The 24,134-nt window shown below is 69.2% G+C and carries 20 protein-coding genes; 15 read left to right on the top strand and 5 right to left on the bottom strand.

All coding sequences use genetic code 11. The annotated features are described in order from the left end of the window. Nucleotide 1 precedes the first annotated feature (1 nt). Nucleotides 2-1,066 carry a DUF3048 domain-containing protein gene (locus BJY22_RS24675; RefSeq protein WP_167210649.1) on the bottom strand — a complete coding sequence of 355 codons (1,065 nt, stop codon included), beginning with the start codon at nt 1,064-1,066 and terminating at the stop codon, nt 2-4. A gap of 158 nt (nt 1,067-1,224) precedes the next feature. Between BJY22_RS24675 and BJY22_RS24670 the strand changes: the two genes are divergently transcribed. Genes BJY22_RS24670 through BJY22_RS24660 form a run of 3 tightly spaced genes read left to right on the top strand, consistent with a single transcriptional unit; the run spans nt 1,225 to nt 3,979 of the window. Then, nucleotides 1,225-2,280: a BtrH N-terminal domain-containing protein gene (locus tag BJY22_RS24670; protein WP_167210646.1), complete on the top strand. Its 1,056-nt coding sequence runs from the start codon at nt 1,225-1,227 to the stop codon at nt 2,278-2,280. Between the two features lie 17 nt (nt 2,281-2,297). Beyond that, nucleotides 2,298-3,221, top strand: a complete 924-nt coding sequence (locus tag BJY22_RS24665) for an ABC transporter ATP-binding protein (protein WP_167210643.1) — start codon at nt 2,298-2,300, stop codon at nt 3,219-3,221. Next, the gene (locus BJY22_RS24660; RefSeq protein ID WP_167210640.1) at nt 3,218-3,979 is read left to right on the top strand and encodes an ABC transporter permease; all 762 of its coding nucleotides are present in this window, start codon (nt 3,218-3,220) and stop codon (nt 3,977-3,979) included. Before BJY22_RS24665 ends, BJY22_RS24660 begins: the two co-directional genes overlap by 4 nt. A 12-nt stretch (nt 3,980-3,991) precedes the next feature. Here BJY22_RS24660 and BJY22_RS24655 read toward each other — a convergent pair whose 3' ends face one another. The 3 genes from BJY22_RS24655 to BJY22_RS24645 are packed head-to-tail and all read right to left on the bottom strand — an operon-like array spanning nt 3,992 to nt 6,258. Further along, a complete protein-coding gene (locus BJY22_RS24655) occupies nt 3,992-5,185 on the bottom strand; it encodes an acyltransferase family protein (RefSeq protein WP_167210637.1) in 1,194 nt (397 codons plus the stop codon). A 33-nt stretch (nt 5,186-5,218) separates the two neighbouring features. Then, nucleotides 5,219-6,085 (bottom strand): universal stress protein, encoded by an 867-nt coding sequence (locus tag BJY22_RS24650; RefSeq protein WP_167210635.1) that lies wholly within the window; start codon nt 6,083-6,085, stop codon nt 5,219-5,221. Beyond that, nucleotides 6,082-6,258 (bottom strand): VOC family protein, encoded by a 177-nt coding sequence (locus tag BJY22_RS24645; protein WP_167210632.1) that lies wholly within the window; start codon nt 6,256-6,258, stop codon nt 6,082-6,084. The genes BJY22_RS24650 and BJY22_RS24645 overlap by 4 nt, the downstream gene beginning before the upstream one ends. A 530-nt stretch (nt 6,259-6,788) precedes the next feature. Between BJY22_RS24645 and BJY22_RS24640 the strand changes: the two genes are divergently transcribed. From BJY22_RS24640 to BJY22_RS24595, 10 genes are all read left to right on the top strand, one after another. Beyond that, entirely contained in the window at nt 6,789-7,541 is a 753-nt protein-coding gene (locus BJY22_RS24640; protein ID WP_167210629.1) for an SDR family NAD(P)-dependent oxidoreductase, read from the top strand. Nucleotides 7,542-7,721: 180 nt separating this feature from the next. After that, on the top strand, nt 7,722-8,006 hold the full coding sequence (locus tag BJY22_RS24635) for a DUF2188 domain-containing protein (RefSeq protein ID WP_167210626.1): 285 nt from the start codon (nt 7,722-7,724) through the stop codon (nt 8,004-8,006). A gap of 5 nt (nt 8,007-8,011) precedes the next feature. Then, nucleotides 8,012-8,641 carry a hypothetical protein gene (locus BJY22_RS24630; protein WP_167210623.1) on the top strand — a complete coding sequence of 210 codons (630 nt, stop codon included), beginning with the start codon at nt 8,012-8,014 and terminating at the stop codon, nt 8,639-8,641. Next, nucleotides 8,638-9,513, top strand: a complete 876-nt coding sequence (locus BJY22_RS24625; protein ID WP_167210621.1) for a universal stress protein — start codon at nt 8,638-8,640, stop codon at nt 9,511-9,513. The genes BJY22_RS24630 and BJY22_RS24625 overlap by 4 nt, the downstream gene beginning before the upstream one ends. Nucleotides 9,514-9,635: 122 nt before the next feature. After that, nucleotides 9,636-12,341 (top strand): pyruvate, phosphate dikinase, encoded by a 2,706-nt coding sequence (gene ppdK / locus BJY22_RS24620; RefSeq protein WP_167218618.1) that lies wholly within the window; start codon nt 9,636-9,638, stop codon nt 12,339-12,341. Nucleotides 12,342-12,375: 34 nt separating this feature from the next. Further along, nucleotides 12,376-14,637 (top strand): formate C-acetyltransferase, encoded by a 2,262-nt coding sequence (pflB, locus tag BJY22_RS24615; protein WP_167210618.1) that lies wholly within the window; start codon nt 12,376-12,378, stop codon nt 14,635-14,637. A gap of 1 nt (nt 14,638) precedes the next feature. Beyond that, nucleotides 14,639-15,418: a pyruvate formate-lyase-activating protein gene (gene pflA / locus BJY22_RS24610; protein ID WP_167210615.1), complete on the top strand. Its 780-nt coding sequence runs from the start codon at nt 14,639-14,641 to the stop codon at nt 15,416-15,418. Between the two features lie 158 nt (nt 15,419-15,576). After that, nucleotides 15,577-16,128: a hypothetical protein gene (locus tag BJY22_RS24605; protein WP_167210612.1), complete on the top strand. Its 552-nt coding sequence runs from the start codon at nt 15,577-15,579 to the stop codon at nt 16,126-16,128. 192 nt (nt 16,129-16,320) lie between these two features. Continuing rightward, on the top strand, nt 16,321-16,677 hold the full coding sequence (locus tag BJY22_RS24600) for a hypothetical protein (RefSeq protein WP_167210609.1): 357 nt from the start codon (nt 16,321-16,323) through the stop codon (nt 16,675-16,677). Then, complete coding sequence (locus BJY22_RS24595) at nt 16,674-18,038, top strand: MBL fold metallo-hydrolase RNA specificity domain-containing protein (protein WP_167210606.1); 1,365 nt, start codon at nt 16,674-16,676, stop codon at nt 18,036-18,038. Before BJY22_RS24600 ends, BJY22_RS24595 begins: the two co-directional genes overlap by 4 nt. Here the strand turns inward: BJY22_RS24595 and BJY22_RS24590 are convergent, their stop codons facing one another. Then, entirely contained in the window at nt 18,039-20,744 is a 2,706-nt protein-coding gene (locus BJY22_RS24590) for a bifunctional acetate--CoA ligase family protein/GNAT family N-acetyltransferase (protein ID WP_167210602.1), read from the bottom strand. 126 nt (nt 20,745-20,870) lie between these two features. Between BJY22_RS24590 and BJY22_RS24585 the strand changes: the two genes are divergently transcribed. Both BJY22_RS24585 and BJY22_RS24580 read left to right on the top strand, forming a co-directional pair. Then, entirely contained in the window at nt 20,871-23,249 is a 2,379-nt protein-coding gene (locus BJY22_RS24585; RefSeq protein ID WP_167210599.1) for a phosphoketolase family protein, read from the top strand. Then, the gene (locus BJY22_RS24580; protein ID WP_167210596.1) at nt 23,246-24,058 is read left to right on the top strand and encodes a universal stress protein; all 813 of its coding nucleotides are present in this window, start codon (nt 23,246-23,248) and stop codon (nt 24,056-24,058) included. Before BJY22_RS24585 ends, BJY22_RS24580 begins: the two co-directional genes overlap by 4 nt. Nucleotides 24,059-24,134 lie beyond the last annotated feature (76 nt).

Here is a 24,134-nt window from a genome sequence, read left to right as displayed (position 1 = left end):
ACTACCTCGTCTGGATAGCCATGCTGGTGAGTGCGCATTCGACCCAAGTGGTGCCCGGCGTGAGCAGAAGCGGCTCTCCGTCGGTGGTGGTGAACCTGAACAGCTCGTTGACCGCGCCCTTGCTCCAGCGTCCGGCGACGACCTTGTCGCCGGTGAACAGCCTCAGCGTTCCGGACGCGTCGAAGACGTCCAGGATCGTCATCGTGGGCTTGGCCTTCGGGAAGCTGGTGTCGCGGTTGGCGGTCAGTACGACGACGTTGTCCGCCGTCACCTGCGGACCGTTCTCGATCAGGTGCTGCGACCACTTCTCGGCCCGGGCCCACCGGTGCGATCCCTGGTTGTAGGTCCACGTCGCAGTCGCGGCACCGCCGTACCCGATCGTCACCGAAGACGCGCGCTCGCCGGTGCGTTGCGCCGTCGACTGCTCCTGGTTGGCCGAGTAGGCGAAGTACGGCGTCGGCGCCGCCTTCCGGTCACTCAGTTCCAGAAGCTTGTCGGGGCGGGCGAACACATGGTTCGGCGCGCGTCTGGTGTCATCGAGGCGATAGGTCCCCGCGGGCACCCGCAGCGTGCCGAGATCGTCGAGGTCGGCGACCCGATCGACGTACTCCATGACCCAGCGATCGGCCATCGTGTCGGCGATGATGCCCTTCGTCGGGCCGATCAACGCCGCGTCCATCGGACGGAGCGATCGCACCGGACCGACCTGCGCCGGCAGCTTGGAGTGGAAGATCGCCGCGAGCCGGGTCGTCCCGCCCGTGATCGGCTCGACGAAGACGATGTCGGCCTCACCGATCCCTCGCTGCGGGTGCGCATCCGGCGTGTTCGAAACCTTCACGGTGATCGCGGGGCGATTCAGCGCCCCGGCGGTCGGCAGGCCGGTGAGCGGAGCTCGTCCGCCCGTGCTCGCCGGACCTTCGGACGTGGGCGCCGGCGCGACCGGCGTACCCGGCTCCCCGTCGCCCCGCCAGGCAACGAACCCGACGACGGCAGCGATCAACGCCACCAGAACCCCACCCGACACGAGTCGCCCTCGACGGCCCGTGAACCACTGGCCAATTCTCATATCTCGAGCGTGTCCACCGGCACCCCGCATCGGCACCGACCAAAGTCCCGTCGAGCGGGCGCGACGGCCCCGAAGTACCGCCGAACGACAGGACCTTGGGCCCTGGGCGCTTGGTCGAGGCAGCGTCAAGCTGAATCGGACGACCAGGAGGCGCTGAGATGGTGAGCACGGTCAGCGGGCCCGCGCGGCCCTTCCCGGAATTCGCGACCTATCCGACGCACCACTGCGTGACAGGTTCGCTGAAGCACGTGTACGACTTCCACGGCTATCCCATCAGCGAGGAGCTCTTGCTCGGCCTGGGAGCCGGCCTCGGATTCATGTACTTCCACTTCAAGGGCACCGATCCCTTCTACGGCGGCCGCGCGAACAACGCCGGCCTTCGGACGGAAGGCCTGGAGAAGACAGCAGGGCGGCGTACGGGCGTCGCAGTCGCGTCCCGTTCCACGTCGAGTGCCCGCGTCGCGCAGGTCGAACTTCGGCGGTTGCTGGTGGCAGGCGAACCGGTGCTCGTGTACGTCGACATGGGCTTCCTGCCGTACTTCGACCTCCCGGCCGGCTACCACTTCGGCGGTCATGTCGTCGTCGTGGCAGGCTACGACCCGACGACCGGGCAGGTCCTGATCTCGGATCGGGACGAGGAGTTCCATCTCGTCGACTGGGACGTGCTGGAGAAGGCGCGTGCCTCGACGTACCGGCCGTTCCCGCCGCGGCACACCTGGTACACGTTCGACTTCAGCAGGGCACGTGAGCCCCGCTCGGCCGACGTTCGCGCCGCGATCGCCGAGGTCTGCGAAGGCATGCTGACCCCACCGATCGCCAACTTCGGCGTCAGCGGGATCCGCAAGGCGATCCAGGAAACGATGCGCTGGCCCGACAGCCTCGACACCGACGCGCTGCGCCGTGCCTGCTTCAACACCGCTCTGCTGATCGACGCCCGCGGCGGCACCGGAGGGGGCATCTTCCGCTACATGTACGCACGCTTCCTCGACGAAGCGGCCGTCATCACCGGTGAGGAGCGTCTTCGCGACCTCGGCAGTGAACTGAACGCGATCGGCGACCTGTGGGAAGACGTCGCGGCGACTTTCGCCTCGGCCGCCGAACTCGACAAGCCCGCTGACCTGCTGGAGCCGGTCGCCATGGCGATGCACGAGATCGCCGATCGCGAGGAGACCCTCTGGCAGTGCCTGAGAGCACTGACCACGGACGAGGCCTGACAGCTCAGGAGGCACGGATGGTGGACGGAAGCGGCCGGATCGTCGTGTCGGGTCTGACCAAGATGTTCAGGACCGTACGAGCGGTCGACGATCTGAGTTTCACCGTTGAACCAGGAACGATCAGCGGCTTCCTCGGCCCGAACGGTGCCGGCAAGACCACCACGCTGCGTTGCCTGCTCGGTCTCGTCACCCCAACGGCGGGCACCGCCACGATCGGCGGTCTTCCGTACGTCGATCTGCCGCATCCGTCGTCGACCGTCGGCGCCGTGCTGGGAGCGTCCACCTTCCACCCGGCACGCTCGGCACGCAATCACCTACACGTGCTCTGCGCAGTAAACGGGTACCCACGTGCCAGAGCCGCCGACGTACTCGATCAGGTCGGGCTGACCACCGTCGCGGACCGGAAAGTGCGGGAGTACTCCACCGGCATGCGGCAACGGCTCGGCCTCGCCGCCGCACTCCTCGGCGACCCCGGCGTCCTCGTGCTGGACGAGCCGGCGAACGGTCTCGATCCCGAGGGAATTGCCTGGTTGCGGGCGTTCCTCCACCGGCTCGCCGCGGACGGCCGCACGGTTCTGATCTCCAGCCATGTGCTGAGCGAGGTCGAGCAGACCGTCGACCACATCGTCGTCATCGACAAGGGGAGGCTCATCCAGCAAGGCGGTCTCGCGGACCTGGAACGCCGGCAGGGCTGCACCGTCGTGGTTCGTACTCCCGATCCGGATCGGCTCGCAGAAGCTCTCCGAGTGCTCGATCCCCCACCCGACGTCCAGCGCAGGGACGGCGCCCTGACGGTCAAAGGGCTGCAGCCGGCCGACATCGGTCACCTCGCGTTCCGGGCCGGAATCGAGCTCCACGAGCTGACCGCCGAACGAAGCGACCTCGAAGACATCTTCTTCGCGCTCACCAATGCCTCGACGATCGGAGGTGCCCGCGGATGACCAGACTCCTCGAGGCAGAGTTCACCAAGCTGTTCTCGACCAAGCTCTGGATGTGGCTGCTGCTCGGCGCGATCGGATTGACCACCTTGTTCGTCAGCGTGACGATTGGCCTGGACGGATCGGCCGGTAACCCGAACCCGCCGCTGAGCACACCGCAGGGGCAGCGGAACCTGTTCGGCGTTGCCGGAGCCTCCTCCGCCTTGGCTGTCGTCCTGGGCATCGTGGCGATGACCAGCGAGTACCGGCATGAGACCGTGACACCGACCTTTCTCGCCACGCCGCGGCGCCGCCGAGTGGTTGTGGCGAAGCTGTTCGCGTATGCGCTCGCGGGCCTCGGCTTCGGGCTCGTCAACGTGCTCGCGACGGTCGCCCTGGCGCTGCCGTGGCTGTCGGCCAGGAACATCGACGTTTCGCTCACCGCCAACGGCATACCGCGGACAATGATCGGTGTCGTCCTGGGGCTCGGCGTCTACACCGTGCTGGGCGTGGGAGTCGGGGCACTCCTCCGCAACCAGGTCGCCGCGATCGTGGGCGCGCTGGTCTACCTCTTCGTGGTCGAAGGACTGGTCTCGGCACTGCCCCGGGTCCGGGACTACTACAAGTACCTCCCCGGCGGCGCCTTCAGCGGACTCGTCGACACCTACCAGCCGAATGTGCAGTTCCTCGCCGGCTGGCAGGGCGGCCTGCTGCTGCTCGCGTACGGCGCCGCGTTCGCCGCGCTCGGCACCGCACTGACGATCCGCCGAGATGTCACGTGACCGCACGAGCAGTCAGAGGATCCGGGCCACGCCCGGCACCTTCGCGATCAGAAACCGGGCTGCCGCGAACGAGCCGATGACACCGCCGACGGCAACGACAGGCGCCTTGACCTCGGCCGGCAGGCCGAGCGGTCGCAGAGCCACAGCGAGTGCGAGCAGAACGGCAGTCTGCAGCACGAAGGCCGCGTAGGCGCTCCGGCTCAGCGCCGGGCCCCAGCTGTACCAGCGACTCAACCGGCGCTGTGCCGCGCTCAGCAGCCACACCGAGCCGAAGACCGTGAGCATGGCCTCGACGACCGCGAAGACTCCCCCGAGCCAATGCCAGCCACCGAGAACATCGTCGACCGCGTCCAGCGAACCTGCGACCGAAAGAAGCACGGCCATCGCGACGACGGCGAACAGCGTCAGCCGGCGGCAGCGGAGGGCGAGGCCGTCCGGGATCGCCTCGAGCCAGCCTCGCCGAGAACCGGCGATTCCCAGCGCGAAGACGGCAAGGCAGGCCGGCCACTCCCACAGGTTGAGGTCCGAGAAGCCACTCTCCGACCCGTACGGGTAGACGAGCCGGATCGCGAACGACGTCGGGGCGACCACCGCGGCCATCAGCACCAGCGTCTTCAGCGTGATCATCCGAGTCGGCGGCGCCGAGCGCTCGGCGCGGTCGGCCCAGCGGCGCCACCCGGCGTACCCGAGCGAATACAGCAGCAAGACACCGACGAACCACAAAGGCCCGGTGTCGATCTGCCGCTCCGCACCGAGGTACTCCCGCCAGTACGAACCTGGGGCATCGCCCAGCGGGTGCTCGAGCGCGTACACGAGGGTGGGCTGGATCAGGAAGACGTAGACAACGAACGGTACGCCGAGGCGCAGCAGGCGGTCGGCGACAAACCTCTTCGCGTCCTTGCGATCGTAGGAGGACGGCGTCAGCAGACCGGCCACGAGGAAGAGCAGCGCGATCAGGAAGAATCCGAACGGACTCGCCAGGACGAGCAGGGCGACCTCGACGACCGGCGCGAGCGTCACCTCGCGAAGCTCCGAGTAGGTCCAGGCCTCGACGATCCCGGCATACCCGAGCACCCCGTGCAACGCGATGATCGCGGCGATCAGAACGACCTTGAGGTTGTCCAGGTAGCTGCGGCGCGTCGATGCCCAGCGCTCGAGCTCAGCTCCGTCGAGCGCGCTTCGCCGGCGATCGGATTCTCGGGCCATCGAACCCTGCTCAGGAACAGTCCCGCCATCGTGTCAATGCTGCGCGTGCCGCTGATGGACGATCGCTACCGGGCAGGTCGCGTGGTGCAGGATGCCGCGGGCGGTTCCTCCCAGCACGGCGGACAGGATCCGGCCGTGAGTACGACCGCCCACCAGCAGCAGCTGAGCATCCGCTTCGGAGACCGCGTCGATCAGGCCTGCCACCGGGTGGCCCTGCCTCAGGTCCGCGCCGAACACAGTGCCAGGGTATTTCTCGCGGCACTCGCGGACGATCATGTCGACGTGCTGGGTGTGGTGGAGGCGCGCAAGGTCGACCGTGTCCACTGCCTCGTCACCCGTGAACATCTTGGCAACATCCCAGATGTGCACCAGCCGGATCGGGGCGCCACGTTCCACGGCGAGCGAGACTGCGAAGTCGACAGCCGCTCCGCAGCGTTCCAGGTCGTCGACGCCGACCACGACCGGCGCATCCGGAGGCGCCGGCGTCCACTTCGGTGGTACGACGACCACCGCCGTCTCGGACTCGTAGGCGACCCGTTCCGCCGTGGAGCCGATGAGCAACCGGCCGAACACGCCACGCCCGTGCCTGCCGATCACGAGCATCCGGTCGGTGGTTGTGGCTCCGGCCAGCGTCTGCGCCGGTGGACCGGACAACACCGCACCGGAATGCGGTTCCGCGGAGCGTTCGTCGAGGTAGGCACCGACGTCCGCGACCAGTTGCTTCGCCGCCGCGCGGGCACCGGGAAAGTCGACGTACGGGCGCACCCGCGGCCGGTCGTCGAGCACGTGCAGGACCCGGGTCGGAGCCTCGCTCAGGTCCGACTCGTGAAGGGCCCAGTCGACCGCTCCGTTGTCCGCCCAACTGCCGTCCACGCCGACAGCGATCGTCCGCGCAGTCATGCTCCCGCCTCCGGACGCTGGTGCAACAGCCCGGCGCCGTCCGGCCCGGCCGGCACCAGCGAGTACTCCGGTCCCGCCGGCTGCAGCTGCCGGCCGAACAGCTCGCTGTAGAACGACGTCATCTGCCCCAGATCGCGACCGCCGATCTCGAAATGGATCACCGGATTCGTCATCAGGACTCACCCCCACAGAGGAAGATCAACAACTCCACCGAACCCCGGGGAGACCAGCCGGCACAGGGCCGAACGGCCTGATCTCGCGTCGCAGTGGGACAGACGTCGTGGTGCCGTGCGGCCGGTGAGGTCACGGCCGCACGGCACCCGTCGGCCGGAGGTGCACGCCCCTCAACACGCCCTCCGAAGGAGCCCTCGCCCCTGCGCGAGAGCCCGACGTATGACGAGGAGGATCCGCTCCACTCGCGCGGTCCGAGATCTCGGTGTCCGTTGCGGTCTCCCGCTCGCGGGACCTTGACTTCGACGGGTCCTCCTCGCCACCTCCAGTGCAGCGCGCCTCTTCGCCCGCTCGAAGGGCCGAAAGTCCCGACCCGACGGGGTCGTTCGTCCTTGCTGGGATCGGTCGCCGCCTCGGCGTGATCCTCACGACTGGACAAAGGTCCCGCCCAACGGCGGACTTGCTGCCCTGTCCGCCTCCGCTCCGTGCACCGACGGTGGAAGGACACAGACCGTTCGGGATGGAGAACGACATGGGCAGGCTCGACGACAGGGTCGCGCTGGTGACTGGCGCGGCGAGTGGTATCGGAGAGGCCACCGCGTGGCGGCTTGCCGCGGAGGGCGCCGCCGTACTGCTGACCGACATCGCGGTCGATGCCGGTGAAGCCGTTGCGGAAGGGCTGCGGGACTCCGGAGCCCGCGCGCTCTTCGCGCGGCACGACGTCGCCGGCGAGGCGGACTGGGACACCGTCTGCACGCTGGCCGTCGAGCAGTTCGGCGGCCTCGACATCTTGGTCAACAACGCCGGTATGGGTGATCTGGCGACGATCGAGGAGACGACGCTCAAGGACTGGCAGCACACCATCGACGTCGACCAGACCGGCGTGTTCCTCGGGATGCGTACCGCCGCGCCGTACCTGAAGGCCTCCAGCCACGCCTCGGTGATCAACATCAGCTCGATCTTCGGTACCAGCGGCGGATTCGGCACGTCTCCGGCGTACCACGCAGCGAAGGGTGCGGTCCGGACGCTGACCAAGAACGCCGCGCTGCACTGGGCGACCGACGGCATCCGGGTCAACTCGATCCATCCCGGGTTCATCGACACCCCGATCCTGGACGCAGCCCGCGGCACGCCGTTCTGGACCACGATGACCGACCTCACGCCGATGGGCCGCCTCGGCCGTCCGGCGGAGATCGCGGCCGGCGTCGCCTACCTGGCCAGTGACGACGCCTCGTTCGTCACCGGCCTCGAGCTCTACATCGACGGCGGCTACCTCGCCAGATGACCGGTCCGGGCAAGTTCCACGACGGAAGCGGCACTCAGGACCGAGGTCCCGGCCTGGTCGGGACCTTCGGCCCACCCCGCGGCTGCGACGGCGCGGCACTGTATGGATCAAGGCACGATCGATCTCGCACGGCCAGATTCTGGGGCTAGCCGGCCGGCCCGTCAGTAGGAGGCGGCCTCGATGACAACGCACAGCGACACCGAGCTCGATGACGACGTCACGCTCCACGCCGATGTGGAAACGTACTACGAGGACGGAGAGTGGCACACCCGGCGCTGCGACTCCCCGGACGCGTTCGCGTCCGGTCCCAGCCGGGTACGGATGATCGCAATCGGTGTCGAGATCGCCCGGTGGAACGGCTTGTGCCACATCATCCGCGACCCGGACGGCACCGTCACCGAGGTGAACCGATACACCACGGGTCCGTATCCGAGCCGCTCGCCCGCCACCAGCACTCGCCGCTGACGCCGATGCTGACCGACCAGCTGACCTCCGCGACCCTCGGCGTAATGCTCGACGCTGCCGCTGCAGCACCGGTCCTGCACGTCCCGCGCCTCTGGCGCCTCGACGTCAACGGCCACCTCCTCGACATCTTTCTGGACGACGAGTCGCGTTCCACGGTAGATCCGGTCGCGAGGATCCAGCGCATCGCCACCGGTGCGGCCATGTTCAACCTGCGCTGCGCCGCCGCCTCACTCGGCTACGACAGCTGGATCAGTCTCTACCCGTATCCGAGCGAGCCCGCTCTCGCCGCCCGGATCCTCGTCGAGCCCACGGGCCTGCCCGACCATGAACTACAGCAGCTGTACACCGCCATCCTGTCGCGCGGCCTCACCCGCCCGGCGATGCCTCCCGGCCAGGAGGTCCGGCACCTGCTCGAGCGGGCAGCCGCCATCGAAGACGCCCACCTGACGTGGCTTCCGATCGGATCGCTGGCAACCGTCGTCACGCACGGCGGAGAACGCGCCGACCAGGTGCGGGCCGGGATCGCCCTCGAACGCGTCCTGCTGACCGCCACCTCGCGGGACGTCCGCGCCGAGTGCCTGAGCTACACACTGATCCGCTTCGGCGAGCGCACCGCGACCAGGAGACTCCCATGACCACACAACCAGCCCCGATCGTCGTCGGGTACGACGGTTCGACCGGTAGCCTGCGCGCACTTCAGTGGGCGACCGCCGAAGCCGTCCGCACGATGGCCCCGCTGCGGCTCGTCGAGGCCTTCGAGCTCGTCGTCGCCACCCGTCCCTCACCCGGGCACGTCGTACCGCTCGAGACGCTACGCACGGTGCGTACGAGAGGGCTCGAGGCCGTAGCCGAGGGCATCCGCCTCCACCACCCGCACCTGACGGTCCAGACCAGCCTGGCAGGCGGCGCGGCTGCGAAGGTCCTGATCGAGGCGGCCGCGGACGCTCGGCTGGTCGTCCTCGGATCGCGCGGCCTCGGCGGCTGGAGCGGGCTGCTCGTCGGATCGGTCGCGGTGCAGGTCACGACCCACGTGCAGTGCCCGGCGATCGTGATCCCCCACGAGCTTCGGCAGCGCGCCCACCACGGCCTCACCGTAGTCGTGGGTGTGGACGGCTCGAAGGCCTCCGCCAGGGCAATCGACTTCGCGTTCGATCAGGCTGATGCCCTGCACGCACGGGTGATCGCGCTCCACGCGTGGACCTCGCCGTACCTGACGTACGCCGACGCCACGTCGATGCTGGAGTTCGACGAGGAACAAGTGCGGGACGGCGCACGCCTACTGGTCGCCGAGTCCGTGGCCGGCGCTGCTGCCGACCACCCCGACGTGCAGTGGACGACCGAACTGGTCAACGGCTCACCCGCACAGGCGCTCGTACGACGTTCCGAGTCAGCCGATCTGCTGGTCGTCGGCTCCCGCGGCCGCGGCGGATTCACCGGCCTCCTGCTCGGCTCGGTCAGCCAATCGGCCCTGCATCACGCCCACTGTCCGATCGCCATCGTGCGCTGACCGGCATCGACCGTCGCGCGCCCAAACAGGGGACGAACGGCTTCGGCCGATCAGAGCCTTTCGGCCCTGCCCGAGCTCTAGCCGCCCCGCGAGGGTGGTACCGGAGGTGGCCCATGACCGACATGCCGCACAACGACCGCTACGTCTTTGACTTTGCCGAGGGCAACAAAGAGCTCAAGGACCTGCTGGGAGGCAAGGGCGCGAATCTCGCCGAGATGACCCGGTTGGCACTGCCGGTTCCGCCCGGCTTCACGATCGCGACCACAGCGTGTCGCGAGTACTTGGCCACCGGGGACGTCCCGGCTGGGCTCGACGACGAGATCGGTGAGCACCTGAGCCGGCTCGAACGGGTGATGGGCCGGACTCTCGGCGACCCCGACGACCCGCTGCTGGTCTCGGTCCGCTCCGGTGGGAAGTTCTCCATGCCCGGGATGATGGAGACGATTCTCGACATCGGCCTGAACGACCGGTCGGTGCACGGCCTGGCGAAGCGCTCCGGCGACGACCACTTCGCGTGGGACTCCTACCGCCGGTTGTTGCAGATGTACGCGCGGACGGTGCTCGAGGTTCCGGACGAGCTGCTGCAGGCCGCACTCGCGCCGCAGTACGCCGAGTGGGACGTCACCACACCCGAAGAACTGCCGGCCGCCGCGATCGAGCGGGCCTGCGGCGCACTCCAGGGCGTCATCGCCGAGTACTCCGGCTGCCCGTTCCCGCAGGACCCGCGCGAACAGCTCGACCTCGCGATCCGCGCCGTCTTCCGCTCCTGGTCGACCCCCCGAGCCACGCTGTACCGGCGCCAGGAACACATCCCCGACGACCTCGGTACCGCAGTCACGGTGATGGCCATGGTGTTCGGCAATCGCGGAGCGGACAGCGGAACCGGGGTGGCGTTCACCCGTGACCCCGCTTCCGGGGCGGTAGGCGTCTATGGCGACTACCTCCAAGACGCCCAGGGCGAAGACGTGGTGGCCGGGGTGCGCAATACGTTCCCACTGGCCGCACTGGAATCGATCGACCCGGACAGCTACGCCCGGCTGTTGTCGGCGATGAGCACGCTCGAACGTCACTACCGTGACCTGTGCGACGTCGAGTTCACCATCGAACGCGGCCGGTTGTGGATCCTCCAGACGCGCGTCGGCAAACGGACGCCCGCGGCCGCGTTCACCATCGCGACCCAGCTCGTCGACGAAGGCCTGATCACTCTCGACGAAGCGCTACTGCGGGTCAACGGCAGCCAGCTGGGCAAGCTGATGTTTCCGCGCTTCGACCGGGGGCACGACGTACCGGTTCTCGCTCGCGGTGTGGCCGCCTCCCCCGGTGCGGCCGTCGGGGCCGCAGCCTTCGACTCGGTCGCCGCCCAGCGGCTCGCGAGCTCCGGGCAGCGGGTGATCCTGGTTCGCCGCGAGACCAATCCCGACGACCTGCCCGGCATGGTCGCTTCGATCGGCATCCTCACCACCCGCGGTGGAAAGACCTCGCACGCGGCGGTTGTCGCCCGCGGCATGGGTAAGACCTGCGTGTGTGGAGTGGACACACTGCAGGTTGACCCGCTCGCACGGCGCGCGGTGGCATCGGACGGCACGGTCATCGAGGAAGGCGATCTGCTGTCTCTCGACGGCCTGGCCGGGCTCGTCTACCGCGGTGAGGTTCCGGTCGTCCCGTCCCCGGTGGTCGAGTACTTCGAAAGCGGCGCCGTACCGGAAGGAGCCGATGACCTGGTGCATGCCGTGGACCGCGTGCTGCGCCACGCCGACAAACGCCGCTCGCTCGAGGTACACGCCAACGCCGATACCCCGGACGACGCCGCGAGAGCGCGCCGCTTCGGCGCCGAGGGCATCGGCCTGTGCCGCACCGAACACATGTTCCTGGGTGAGCGGCGCGCGCTGGTCGAACAGTTGATCCTGGCCGAGGGTCCGGCGGCCCAGCAAGCGGCATTGGACAGACTGCTGCCCCTGCAACGCGACGACTTCGCCGGTATTTTCCGGGCCATGGACGGGCAGCCGGTCACCATCCGGCTGATCGACCCGCCGCTGCACGAGTTCCTGCCGGACCTGACCGAGTTGTCCGTCCGCACCGCCCTCGACGAGGCGGCCGGCCGGGTCGCGAAGGAAACGACCCGGCTTCTGGGCGCCGTCCGTCGGATGCACGAGAACAACCCGATGCTCGGGCTTCGCGGGGTCCGGCTGGGCATCGTTATTCCCGGCCTGTTCGCCCTGCAGACTCGCGCGATCGCCGAGGCGGCGGCTCTCGTGGCGGCGGAGGGTCTGACGGTCCGGCCCGAGATCATGGTTCCGCTGGTCGCGAGCGAGCAGGAGATGACGTTCGTACGGCGTGAGCTGGAGCAGGTACTGACCGAGGTTGCGGCTGAGACCGGCCGCGATCTCGCGGCCCGGATCGGAACGATGATCGAAGTACCGCGGGCCGCCCTCGACGCCGGGCCGATCGCCAGGACCGCCGACTTCTTCTCGTTCGGCACGAACGACCTCACCCAGCTCACCTGGGCGTTCAGCCGCGACGACGTCGAGGCGTCGTTCTTCCCGCGCTACCTCGACGCCGGCGTGTTCGCAGTCTCGCCGTTCGAGTCGATCGACCGAATCGGCGTCGGTCGGCTCGTCGAGCTGGCCGTGGCAGAAGGCCGGGCGGCGAACCCGGACCTGGTGATCGGGGTCTGCGGTGAGCACGGCGGAGACCCCGATTCGATCGGGTTCTTCGCGGCAGCCGGTCTGGACTACGTCTCCTGCTCCCCGTTCCGCATCCCGGTCGCCCGGCTGGAAGCCGGCCGGGCCGCCGTGGCCGCGGACTCCGACATCAGCGACACCCGCTGACCCCTACGACGACCACTCGAGAACAGGCGACGTCATGACTGACACCATCGATGTACAGCCACGCAGTAGCACCGCCGCTTGGCGCAGATTCACCGGGAGCCGCTGGAGGGAGCAGGTCGACGTCGCCGACTTCGTCCGCGCCAACGTCACGCCGTACCGGGGCGGCAGCTCGTTCCTCGCGTCGCCGACCGAGCGCACCCGCCGGCTGTGGCGGTCGGTCTCCGCCCTCTTTCCGGCCGAGCGCGAGCGCGGCGTTCTTGATGTCGACACCCACACGCCGTCCACGATCACCAGCCACGGACCGGGGTACATCGATCGCGACGACGAGCTGATCGTCGGCCTCCAGACCGACCGGCCGCTGAAGCGCGCGATCATGCCGAACGGTGGACTGCGGATGGTCGCGGACGGCCTGACGGCGTACGGGTACGAGCTCGACCCCGAGGTCCGCAGGATCTTCACGCAGTACCGCAAGACGCACAACGACGGCGTGTTCGACGCGTACACTCCGCAGATCCTGGCCGCACGGCGGTCGGCCGTGATCACCGGTCTGCCGGACGCCTACGGACGGGGCCGGATCATCGGCGACTACCGCCGGGTCGCGCTGTACGGCGTCGCGCGGCTGATCGTGGACCGCGAGGCAGCCCGCGCCCAGCTGGCCGGTCAGCGCTCCACCGCCGACGTGATCCGCGACCGGGAAGAGCTGGCCGAGCAGATCAAGGCTCTGCGCGAGCTGGTCGAGATGGCCGCGGGCTACGGCTTCGACCTGACCCGGCCGGCCGAGACCGCGCAGGAGGCGATCCAGTGGCTTTACTTCGCCTACCTCGCCGCCACCAAGGAGCAGAACGGCGCGGCGATGTCTCTGGGCCGCACGTCCACCTTTCTCGACGTCTACCTGCAGCGCGATCTCGCCGCCGGTCTGATCGACGAGTCCGCCGCCCAAGAACTCGTGGACCAGCTGGTCGTGAAGCTGCGGATCATCCGGTTCCTGCGCACACCGCAGTACGACGCGCTCTTCTCCGGCGACCCGACCTGGGTGACCGAGAGCATCGGCGGCCTGGCCGAGGACGGCCGGCCACTGGTGACCCGGACGTCGTTCCGTTACCTGCAGACGCTGTACAACCTCGGTCCGGCACCGGAACCGAACCTGACCGTGCTCTGGTCCCCCGACCTGCCGGCCGGGTTCAAGGACTTCGCCGCGCAGGTGTCCCTCGACACCAGCTCGATCCAGTACGAGAACGACGAACTGCTCCGGCCGCGGTACGGCGACGACACCGCGATCGCGTGCTGCGTGTCGGCAATGCCGGTCGGCAAGGCGATGCAGTTCTTCGGCGCCCGCGTCAACCTCGCCAAAACGTTGCTCTACGCAATCAACGGCGGGCGCGACGAGCTCACCGGCGATCAGGTAGCGCCCGCGTCGCCCGCCGTCAGCGGCGACGTGCTCGACTACGACGACGTCGTGGCCCGCCTCGACACCATGATGGGCTGGCTCGCCGAGACGTACGTCGACGCGCTCAACGTCATCCACTACATGCATGACAAGTACTGCTACGAGCGGCTGGAGATGGCGCTGCACGACTATCCCGTCCACCGCACGATGGCCTGCGGCATCGCTGGCTTGTCGGTCGCGGCGGACTCGCTGTCGGCCATCCGGCACGCGACCGTCCGCCCGATCCGCGACGACCGCGGTCTCATCGTCGACTACACCCGCGAGGGCGACTTCCCGACCTTCGGCAACGACGACGACCGCGCCGACGAGATCGCGGCCTGGCTGGTCGACACCTTCATGGCCAAGGTGCGGGCGCAGCAGACCTACCGCGACGCCGAGCCGACCCAGTCCGTCCTGACCATCACCTCGAACGTCGTCTACGGCAGGAGCACCGGCAACACCCCGGACGGGCGGCGTACTGGCGAACCGTTCGCCCCCGGTGCGAACCCCATGAACGGCCGCGACCACCATGGCATGCTGGCCGCCGCCCTGAGTGTCGCCAAGCTCCCGTACGACGCCGCCCGCGACGGCATCTCGCTGACCTCGTCGGTGACTCCGGCGGGACTCGGCCGGACCCGGGACGAGCAGATCGCCAACCTGATCGGTGTGCTGGACAGCTTCGTCGACGCCGGCGGTTTCCATCTGAACATCAACGTGCTCGACCGGGAGACGCTGATCGACGCGATGGAACACCCGGAGGCCTATCCGTCGCTGACGATCCGGGTCTCGGGATATGCGGTGAACTTCGTCCGGCTCACCCGGGACCAGCAACTCGACGTGATCAACCGCACGTTCCACGCGGGGATCTAGCATGCGGCTCGACACGGCACGAACGGCGGCTGGAGACGACCGGCGCCGGCCCGTCACGGGGATGGTGCACTCGTGGGACCTGTCCACCGCCGTCGACGGCCCCGGCGCGCGGCTCGTCCTCTTCCTGGCCGGCTGCCCGCTGCGTTGCCTGTACTGCCAGAACCCCGACACCTGGTCCGAACCTGACGGCGCCCTGACGTCGGTCGACGACGTACTGCGGAAGGTCCGGCGCTACCGTCCGCTCTTCGACCGTACCGGCGGCGGGATCACCGTCTCCGGTGGAGAGCCGTTGCTCCAGCCGAAGTTCACCGCGGCGGTCTTCCGCGCCTGCGCCGAGGAGGGTATCTCCACCGCCCTGGACACCTCGGGAGCACTCGGCACCCGCGCCACCGACGAGCTCCTGCTCGACACCGATCTCGTGCTGCTCGACATCAAGTCCTTCGCCCCGGCGACCTACGCCCAGGTCACCGGCGGCGGTGACGTGACGCCCACCCTCAGGTTCGCCCGCCGCCTGGCCGGGCTCGAGCGCCGCGTCTGGATCCGGTTCGTGCTCGTCCCCGGTCTCAACGACGCCGCGGACAACATCGAGCCCTTGGCCGACTTCGTCGCCGCCCTAGGGAACGTCGAACGCGTCGACGTCCTGCCGTTCCACGCGCTGGCCGCAGCGAAGTACGAGGCTCTCGGCCTTCCCTTCCCCCTGGCCGACCGTCCGCTCCCGACGCCCCAGCAGACCGCGGCCGTCCGCGAGCGCTTCGCGACCCGTGGCCTGGACGTCACCTGATCGTGGCGCAGAGACGGACGCGCACCCGCTCGCCGTGACATGGGTCCTGGCAGGTGGGGACTTCTGGGCTCCGGGGCCAGGGCCTGTCGACTCTGCCGCCTCCTGTGTGCCAGCGACACGATTGAGGCATCAACCAAAGACCGCCAAAGGACAAGACCATGACACTCCTCGGCCGCCGGCCCACTCACACTGTCGACACCCCCGCCGCGACGCCGCCACAGATCGGAACCGCCGCGGGCCGGGTTCTGGCCGTACTGCGGATCGCGTTCGGCCTCACCTTCCTCTGGGCCTTCGTCGACAAGGTCTTCGGCCTGGGCTACGCAACCCCGTCCGGCAAGGGCTGGATCGACGGCGGCGACCCGACGGCCGGATTCCTCGGTAAGGGCACCAGCGGCCCGTTCGCGGACTTCTACCAGTCCCTGGTCGGCGACTTCTGGGTCACCCCGCTGTTCATGGTCGGCCTGGCCGGCATCGGCCTCGCCCTCACCCTGGGCATCGGGATGCGGATCGCGGCCGTGTCCGGTGCGCTGCTCTACCTGATGATGTGGACGGCCGCCCTGCCCCCGGAGAACAACCCGGTCATCGACGACCACATCCTCGGCGCCATCACCCTCATCGCCCTGGCGCTCGTGGCCGCAGGCAAGACCTGGGGCTTCGGTCAGCAGTGGTCCCGGCTGTCGATCGTGAAGCGCTACCCGTGGCTGCAGTGATCTTCGCAGCACCATCCACCACCGGAGCCGTGGCCTCCCCCGAGGCCACGGCTTCTGGTCTTTGTTGCGGCATACAACTTCCCCGCTGCTCGAGAGGTGCGGCCGAAGGACCCGGCAGGTGGGGACTCTTGCCTGCAGCGGCGTACGCCTGCCACGGGCGAACCTGAAGAGAGACCCGTGGAAGGAGTCGTCATGAGCACTTTGCGTCAGGAGATCGACCGGTGGGAGGCCGAGCTCGCGAACATCTCCGAGGCCAGTTTGACCGACAGCTGGTTCCTCGAAGAGCGCCGGCTGGCCGAGGCCCAGCACACCCTGGCCGCCTTCCGCGGCCACATCCTCCCGCTGCTCAACGCCCAGCGGCCGTACGACGTCATCGTCGTCGACGAGATGGCGCACTTGCTCGATGGTCTCGAGGACCTGCGCAACGACCTGTTCCGCACCGTCCATCCGACCGAGTCCCACCTGAAGGTCGCGGAGACGATCGCGGTGCTGCGTGCCCTCAGCCGGGTCGCCCTCCGGTTCGAGCGGACCTACGAAGACGCCTCATGAGCGCTCTCACCTTCCTTGGCGCAGCCGGAACGGTGACCGGCAGCAAGTTCCTGGTGGAGCGCGGCCAACAGCGGATCCTGCTCGATTGTGGAATGTTCCAAGGCGAGGCCCGGTGGCGCCGCCGCAACTGGGATTCGTTCCCGGTCGACCCGGCGTCGCTGGACGCCGTCGTCCTCACCCATGCGCACCTCGACCACTGCGGCTACCTGCCCAGCCTCGTGCGGCAAGGCTTTCGCGGCCCGGTGATCTGTACCCCTGGTACGGCGGACGTCGCCGAGATCGTGCTCCGCGACGCCGCGCACCTGCAGATGGAGGACGCCCAGCACGCCCGCGCCGGTGACTACTCCCGGCACGATCCCCCGCAACCGCTCTTCGACACCGAGGACGCCGAACGGGCGATCCGGCTCTTCCAACCGGCCACCGGCCGCGTCGAACTCGACGGCACCACCGTGACGCTGCACCGCGCCGGTCATATCCTCGGCTCGGCCTTCGCGGAACTCGAGCTCGCCGGCGAGAGTCTTCTGGTCAGCGGCGATCTCGGCCGGCAACACCATCCCCTGCTCCGCCCGCCAGAGGACCCGCCGGCCGTCGACACGGTCCTGGTCGAGGCGACGTACGGCGACCGTCAGCATCAGCCGCTCGACCGTGCGCAGCTCGGCCGGCTGATCAGTACGACCGCCGCCAGGGGCGGAGTGACCCTGATGCCGGCGTTCGCGATCGACCGCACGGCTGTCCTGCTGCACGAGCTCGCCGGCCTGATGCGGGACGGCCTCATCCCCCACTTGCCAGTCTTCGTGAACAGCCCCATGGCACTGGCAGCGTTGAACGTCTACCGGGCGGCCGTCACGAACAAGTCGCCAGAGCTCCGTCCGGAGCTCCTCGGCGGACCGGATCCGTTCGACCCCGGCACCCTGCGACTGGTCCACTCCGTCGAGGAATCCATGCGGATCAGCGATCCCGGCCGGCCGGCCGTCGTGATCTCGGCATCCGGCATGGCAACCGGCGGGCGCGTCCTCTACCACCTGGAGCGGCTCCTGCCAGGCAAGCGCAACACAGTGATCCTCCCCGGCTTCCAGGTCCCCGGCACGCGCGGCCGCGCCCTGTTGGACGGCGCCCGCTCGGTCAAGATCCACGGCCGCTACATACCGGTCCGCGCCCAGGTCGTCGGTCAGCCGGAGTTCTCGGCCCACGCCGACTCCGACGAGCTGATCACGTGGCTCTCGGCGGCGCCGAGCCCGCCGGAGACCGTGTACGTCGTCCACGGCGAGGACCACGCCCGCGCAGCACTGGCAAACCGTATCCGCGACGAACTCGACTGGACGGCTGTCACACCGACCCACCTCGAACGCGTCCGGCTCTGATCAGGACCTGTCGCTGCGGAGGTGGCGGGCGTACCAGTCGGGCTCGGGCGCGGCCGGGGTGAGGCGCATTCGTACGTCGACAGCGAAGGCGCCGGACGGCGCGGCCACCAGTGGGTTGATGTCCAGCTCGGCGAGCTCGGGCACCAGGTTCGCCAACCACGCGATCCGATGGACGGTGCTCAGCACCGCCTCTTCGTCAGCTGCTTTCGCGCCGCGGTAGCCCGCCAGCACGGGCGCGCACCGCAGAGAGTGCAGCATGTCGAGCGCGTCCAGATCAGTCAGCGGCAGCCCGCGCCACTGCCGATCGGCGAGTACGTCGGTGAGCACGCCACCGCTACCGGCCATCAGCAGTGGGCCGAACAACCGGTCCCGCACCACACCGATCGCCAGCTCGGTCCCCCTGGGCGCCATGGCCTGAACCAGCACCTGCGGATTCCCGGCCGCCGACGTGACCTCCTCGTATGCCTGACCGAGCTGGACCGCGTTCACCAACCCGACACGCACGCCGCCGATGTCGGTCTTGTGCAGTACTCCCGGCGCGGCGGTCTTCAACGCGACCGGATAACCGGCCGAGTCCGCCGCCGCGATCGCCTCCGCACGGGAGAACGCTGTCGCCACCGGAATCACGGAGATCCCGGCGCGCCGCAGCAGCTGGGAGACTCGCGTCGGGTCCAGCCACCCGCCCTCGGGCGACTCCCGGAAGAACCGTTGGACCACTCCACGGGCTCCGGCCGCGTCGACCCGAGCGAGCTCCGGTACGACGCCCTGCGGCCGCGCACGCCACTCGGCGTACCGAACAGCGTGCGCCAATGCCCGGACCGCACTCTCCGGGAACGGGAACACCGGCAACCGCCGTCCGTCCGCCAGTTCGATCTCCGGCGCGGCGTGCCGAGCCCCGACACAGTTCACGACGATCGGCAGGCCGGACGCGTCGCCGGCCTCGGCGATCGCGCGATAGATCTCGACGACGTTACCGGCCCGCGTTGCGGCGTAGTTCACGACGACGCTGTCGACCTGCCCGCAACCGACCAGCAGTTGCAGGGCCTGTGCCAGGCTCCGCGGCGACGCCGCCGCGCCGAGGTCGACGGGATTACCGGTACCCACCGCGCCAACCGCAGCGAGCTGTTCCTGCACGTCTGTGCTCAGCTCCGGCAGCTCGAGACCGAGCCGTCCCGCCGCATCGGCCGCCAGGATCCCAGCCCCGCCCGCGTTGCCGACGACCGCCACCCGGCGACCACGCGGCAGCGGCGGCACGGCGAGCACCCGCGCGGTTTCCACCAGTTCCTCGACGGTATCCATCCGCAGTACGCCGGACTGCGCGAACAGCGCGTCGACAGCGGTCTCGGGAGTCGCCGCGGCGGCCGTGTGCGAGACCCCGGCCCGGCGCCCGCCGACCGAACGGCCACCCTTCACGACCAGGATCGGCTTCGTCCGGCCGATCATCCGGGCCAGGCCGCCGAACTTCCGCGGGTTCCCGAACGACTCCAGGTACAAGCCGATCACCGCGGTGCGCGCGTCGCCCCACCAGTGCAGCAGGACGTCGTTGCCGCTGACATCGACCTTGTTGCCGAGCGATACGAACTCGGAGATCCCCAGACCGGTGCGGCCGGCATGCTCCAGCACCGCGATCCCGACCGCACCGGACTGCGCCGCGATCGCGAGCGCTCCAGGCGTCGGGGCGACCTCGGCGAACGTCGCGTTCAGGCGCACGTCCGGTGCCGTGTTCACCAGGCCGAGGCAGTTCGGGCCGATCAACCGGATGCTGTGCCGGCGGGCGATCGCCAGCAGCTCGCGCTGCAGCTCGCGGCCCGTAGTGCCAAGCTCGGAGAAGCCTGACGTCAGCACGACGGCACCCCCGACTCCGGCCTTGCCGCACTCCGTCAGGACATCCAGCACCTGCTCCGCGGGAACGGCGATGACCGCGAGATCCACCACGGACGGCACAGCCGAGACGGACGGGTACGCCGGTACCTCCGCGACCTGGCCGGCGTGCGGATTCACGGCGTAGACCTCACCGGTGAAGCCACCCCTGACGATGTTGTGCAGGAGCTCGTGCCCGATCCCACCAGGCTGCCTGCCGGCTCCGATCACCGCGACCGTCCGGGGCGAGAACAGGCGTTGCAGCGAACGGTTCTCCGCCGCTCGCTCGCGATCCGCCATCTTCTCCAGGGTCGACGAGTGGTACGCCGTGTCGAGGACGAGTTCGACCACGCCGCTGTCGAGGCGGCGGACCTGTTCGAATCCCGAATCGGCCAGCACCCGGAGCATCTTGGCGTTCTCGACCAGCGTGTCCGCGCGCAGTCGCTCGATGCCGTTCTCGCGCGCGACGGCGGCCAACTGCTCCAGCAGCAGCGTTCCGATCCCCTTGCCGTGTACCGAGTCCTGCAGCAGGAACGCCATCTCGGCCTCACCCGCGCGCAGTGTCTCGTAGCTCGCGATCCCGACCACGTCGTCGCCGTACTCCGCCACCACAGCGACGTGATTGTCGTGATCTGCCGCCAGATGGTGCGCGTACTCGTCGGCCATACTCCGGCGGATGCCGAAGAAGCGCAGGTACATCGACTCGTCGGACACGCGCTGGTTCATCGCCTCGAGCGCCGGCTCGTCGTCCTCGCGCACCGGCCGGATCCGTACCACCGACCCGTCCGACGCCAGCACGTCCCACCCTGCGTCCGGCGGTGATACCGGGTGTTCGATCGCCTTCATCGCAGCCCCTTCCGACACCCCACCAGCCCACCGCAGGGCAGCGCGTCCGGCCAGTGCCGTTGGCTCCGGCCGACCGGGACCTTTGCCTCTAGGACGGCACCGGCGGCGACCACGACGCTGGAAACCATGCACGAACTCACCGGCAAGCCCCTGTCCGCCGAGGAAGTCGCCGATCTCGACGCCTACTGGCGCGCGGCCAACTACCTCTCCGCCGGCCAGATCTATCTACTCGGCAACCCGCTCCTGACCGAGCCGCTCCGGGCGGAGCACATCAAGCCGCGCCTGCTCGGTCATTGGGGTACGACGCCCGGTCTGAACATGCTCTACACACACCTCAACCGGGTGATCCGGCGCCGCGACCTGACCATGATGTACGTCATCGGCCCCGGCCACGGCGGACCTGCCATCGCCGCCAACACCTGGCTCGAAGGCAGCTACAGCGACGTCTACCCGGACGTGTCCCGGGACGCGTCCGGCATGGCCCGCCTGTTCCACCAGTTCTCCTTCCCCGGCGGCATCCCGAGCCACGTCGCACCAGAGCTGCCGGGCTCGATCCACGAGGGCGGCGAGCTCGGCTACGCGCTCAGCCACGCGTACGGCGCGGTGCTCGACAACCCCGGCCTCGTCGTCGCTTGCGTGATCGGCGACGGCGAAGCCGAGACCGGTCCGCTCGCGGCGTCGTGGCACTCGAACAAGTTCCTCGATCCGGCCACCGATGGCGCCGTGCTGCCGATCCTGCACCTCAACGGGTACAAGATCGCCAATCCGGCGCTCCTCGCCAGGATCGGCGACGAGGAGCTCACGAGACTGCTCGAGGGGTACGGCTACCGGCCGTACCTTGTCGACGGCCGGGAACCCGAGCACGTCCACCAGGCGCTCGCGACCACCCTCGACCAGGCCCTCGACGACATCGCGGCGATCCAGACCGAAGCGCGCTCCCAGCAGGACGTGCCCCGCCGGCCGTGGCCGATGATCGTACTGCGCACTCCGAAGGGCTGGACCGGCCCGCGCGAGGTCGACGGCGTACCGGTGGAAGGGACGTGGCGGGCGCACCAGGTGCCGCTGGCCGGCGTACGCACGTCGCCGGAGCATCTACGGATGCTCGAAGACTGGCTGCGCAGCTACCACCCGGAGGAGCTGTTCGACGCCGACGGCCGACCGGTGGAGCGATTGCTGCGGCAAGTGCCCCCGACCGAGCGCCGCATGGGTTCGAGCCCACACAGCAACGGCGGCCTGCTCCGGCGTGACCTCGACCTGCCCGACGTCGCGCAGTACGCCGTCTCCGTACCGAGTCCTGGTGAGTCCGAGCACGAGCCGACCCGGGTCCTCGGTTACTACCTGCGCGACGTCATGCGCGCCAACCTGGCGCACCGCAACTTCCGGGTCTTCGGCCCCGACGAGACCGCCTCCAACCGGCTCGACGCGCTGTACGACGTGACCGGCAAGGCCTGGAACGCCGAAGTACTCCCCACCGACGAGCACCTCGCGGTGGACGGCCGTGTCATGGAGATCCTCAGCGAGCACACCTGCCAAGGCTGGCTGGAGGGCTACCTGCTGACCGGACGGCACGGCTGGTTCTCCTGCTACGAGGCCTTCGTGCACATCGTCGACTCGATGGTCAACCAGCACGCGAAGTGGCTCAAGGTCACCCGCGCACTCCCCTGGCGCCGACCCATCGCATCACTGAACTACCTGCTCACCTCGCACGTCTGGCGGCAGGACCACAACGGCTTCTCCCACCAGGATCCCGGTTTCATCGATCACGTGGTGAACAAGAAGGCAGAGGTCGTCCGCGTGTACCTGCCGCCGGACACCAACACGTTGCTCGCGACCGCCGACCACTGCCTGCGGAGCAAGGGCTACATCAACGTCATCGTGGCCGGGAAACAGCCACAGGCCGACTGGCTCGCCCCGGAAGCCGCCGCGCTGCACTGTGCTCGTGGCATCGGGGTGTGGGAGTTCGCGAGCAACGACGACGGCGAACCTGACGTGGTGATGGCGTGCGCCGGCGACGTACCGACCCTGGAGACCCTCGCTGCCGTCAGCCTCTTGCACGAGCACCTGCCATCGCTGAAGGTCCGGGTGGTCAACGTCGTCGATCTCATGCGCCTGCAGCCGGGGAGCGAGCATCCGCACGGGCTGCCCGACGCCGACTTCGACGCGCTGTTCACGACGGACAGGCCGGTGATCTTCGCGTACCACGGCTACCCGTGGCTGATTCACCGGCTCACCTACCGGCGGCACGGACACGCCAACCTGCACGTCCGCGGGTACAAAGAGGAAGGCACTACGACGACCCCGTTCGACATGGTCGTCCGCAACGATCTCGACCGGTTTCACCTCGCGCTCGACGTGATCGACCGGGTACCGGGCCTCGGCCAGCGTGCCGCGGTGGTGCGTCAGTGGCTCGTCGACCAGAGGGCGCGACACCACGACTACATCCTCGAGCACGGCGAGGACCTGCCCGAGATCCGCAACTGGCACTGGCGAAGGAGGCCGGCATGACCGAGCAGAAGATTGTCGTAGGCATCGATGGGCGTCCCGACTGCGAGAACGCGATCCGATGGGGCGCGGCGGAGGCCGCCGCCCGCGGAGTCGGGCTGCACCTGGTGCACGCGTTCGTGTGGGCCGAGTTCCGGGTCCCGCTCGGCCCGAGCGACATGGCGCCGGGGTTGCGTGCCCAGGCCGACCTCATCGTCGCGGAGGCCGTCGAGCTGGCCCGGAAAGTCGAGCCCGCAGTGACGGTGACCGGGAGCCGGGTGGACGGCTTCCCGTCCGCCGTACTCCTCGCGGAGTCCCGGGCCGCCGGCCTGATCGTGATCGGAAGCCGCGTCACAGGCCGGCTGCTCGGGCTGGTCGTCAGCTCCGCGGGCATCGACCTGTCGGCGCACGCACACTGCCCGGTGGTCGTCGTACGGCCCGGTGAGGACGCGCTCGCCGGCAGCAGGGTCGTGATCGGGTACGACGGTTCGCCGCCCGCCGACGCCGCGGTCGAGTTCGGGCTCGCCTACGCCCGCCGCCACGAACTGCCGGCGCGCATCGTCGCGGTCCTGGACGACGACGAGGACGACGACCACGACCTGCTCGCCGCGGTCCGCCCGCACGCCCACGAGGCCGAACTCGTCGAGGTGACCGGCCATCCCTCTGAGCTACTCCTCGAATGGTCCGCCGACGCACAGCTACTGGTCATCGGCTCGCGAGGCCGCGGCGGTTTCGCCGGCCTGCTCCTGGGCTCCGTGAGCCAGACCATGCTCCACCAGGCCCCGTGCCCCGTCGCCGTCATCCCCCGGGCCGCCGTCGAAACCCCGGCATAACCGGACCGCTCGAGCCCGCGGGCGGCTCGCCCCGAGACCGCAAGCCCGAGCCCACACGCCCGGCCCCGCACGCCCG

Origin of the sequence: Kribbella shirazensis (genome assembly GCF_011761605.1) — a bacterium.
Taxonomy (GTDB): Bacteria; Actinomycetota; Actinomycetes; order Propionibacteriales; family Kribbellaceae; genus Kribbella; species Kribbella shirazensis.
The sequence above is the reverse complement of the archived record's forward strand: the minus strand, read 5'-3'. Positions and strand labels throughout refer to the sequence as shown.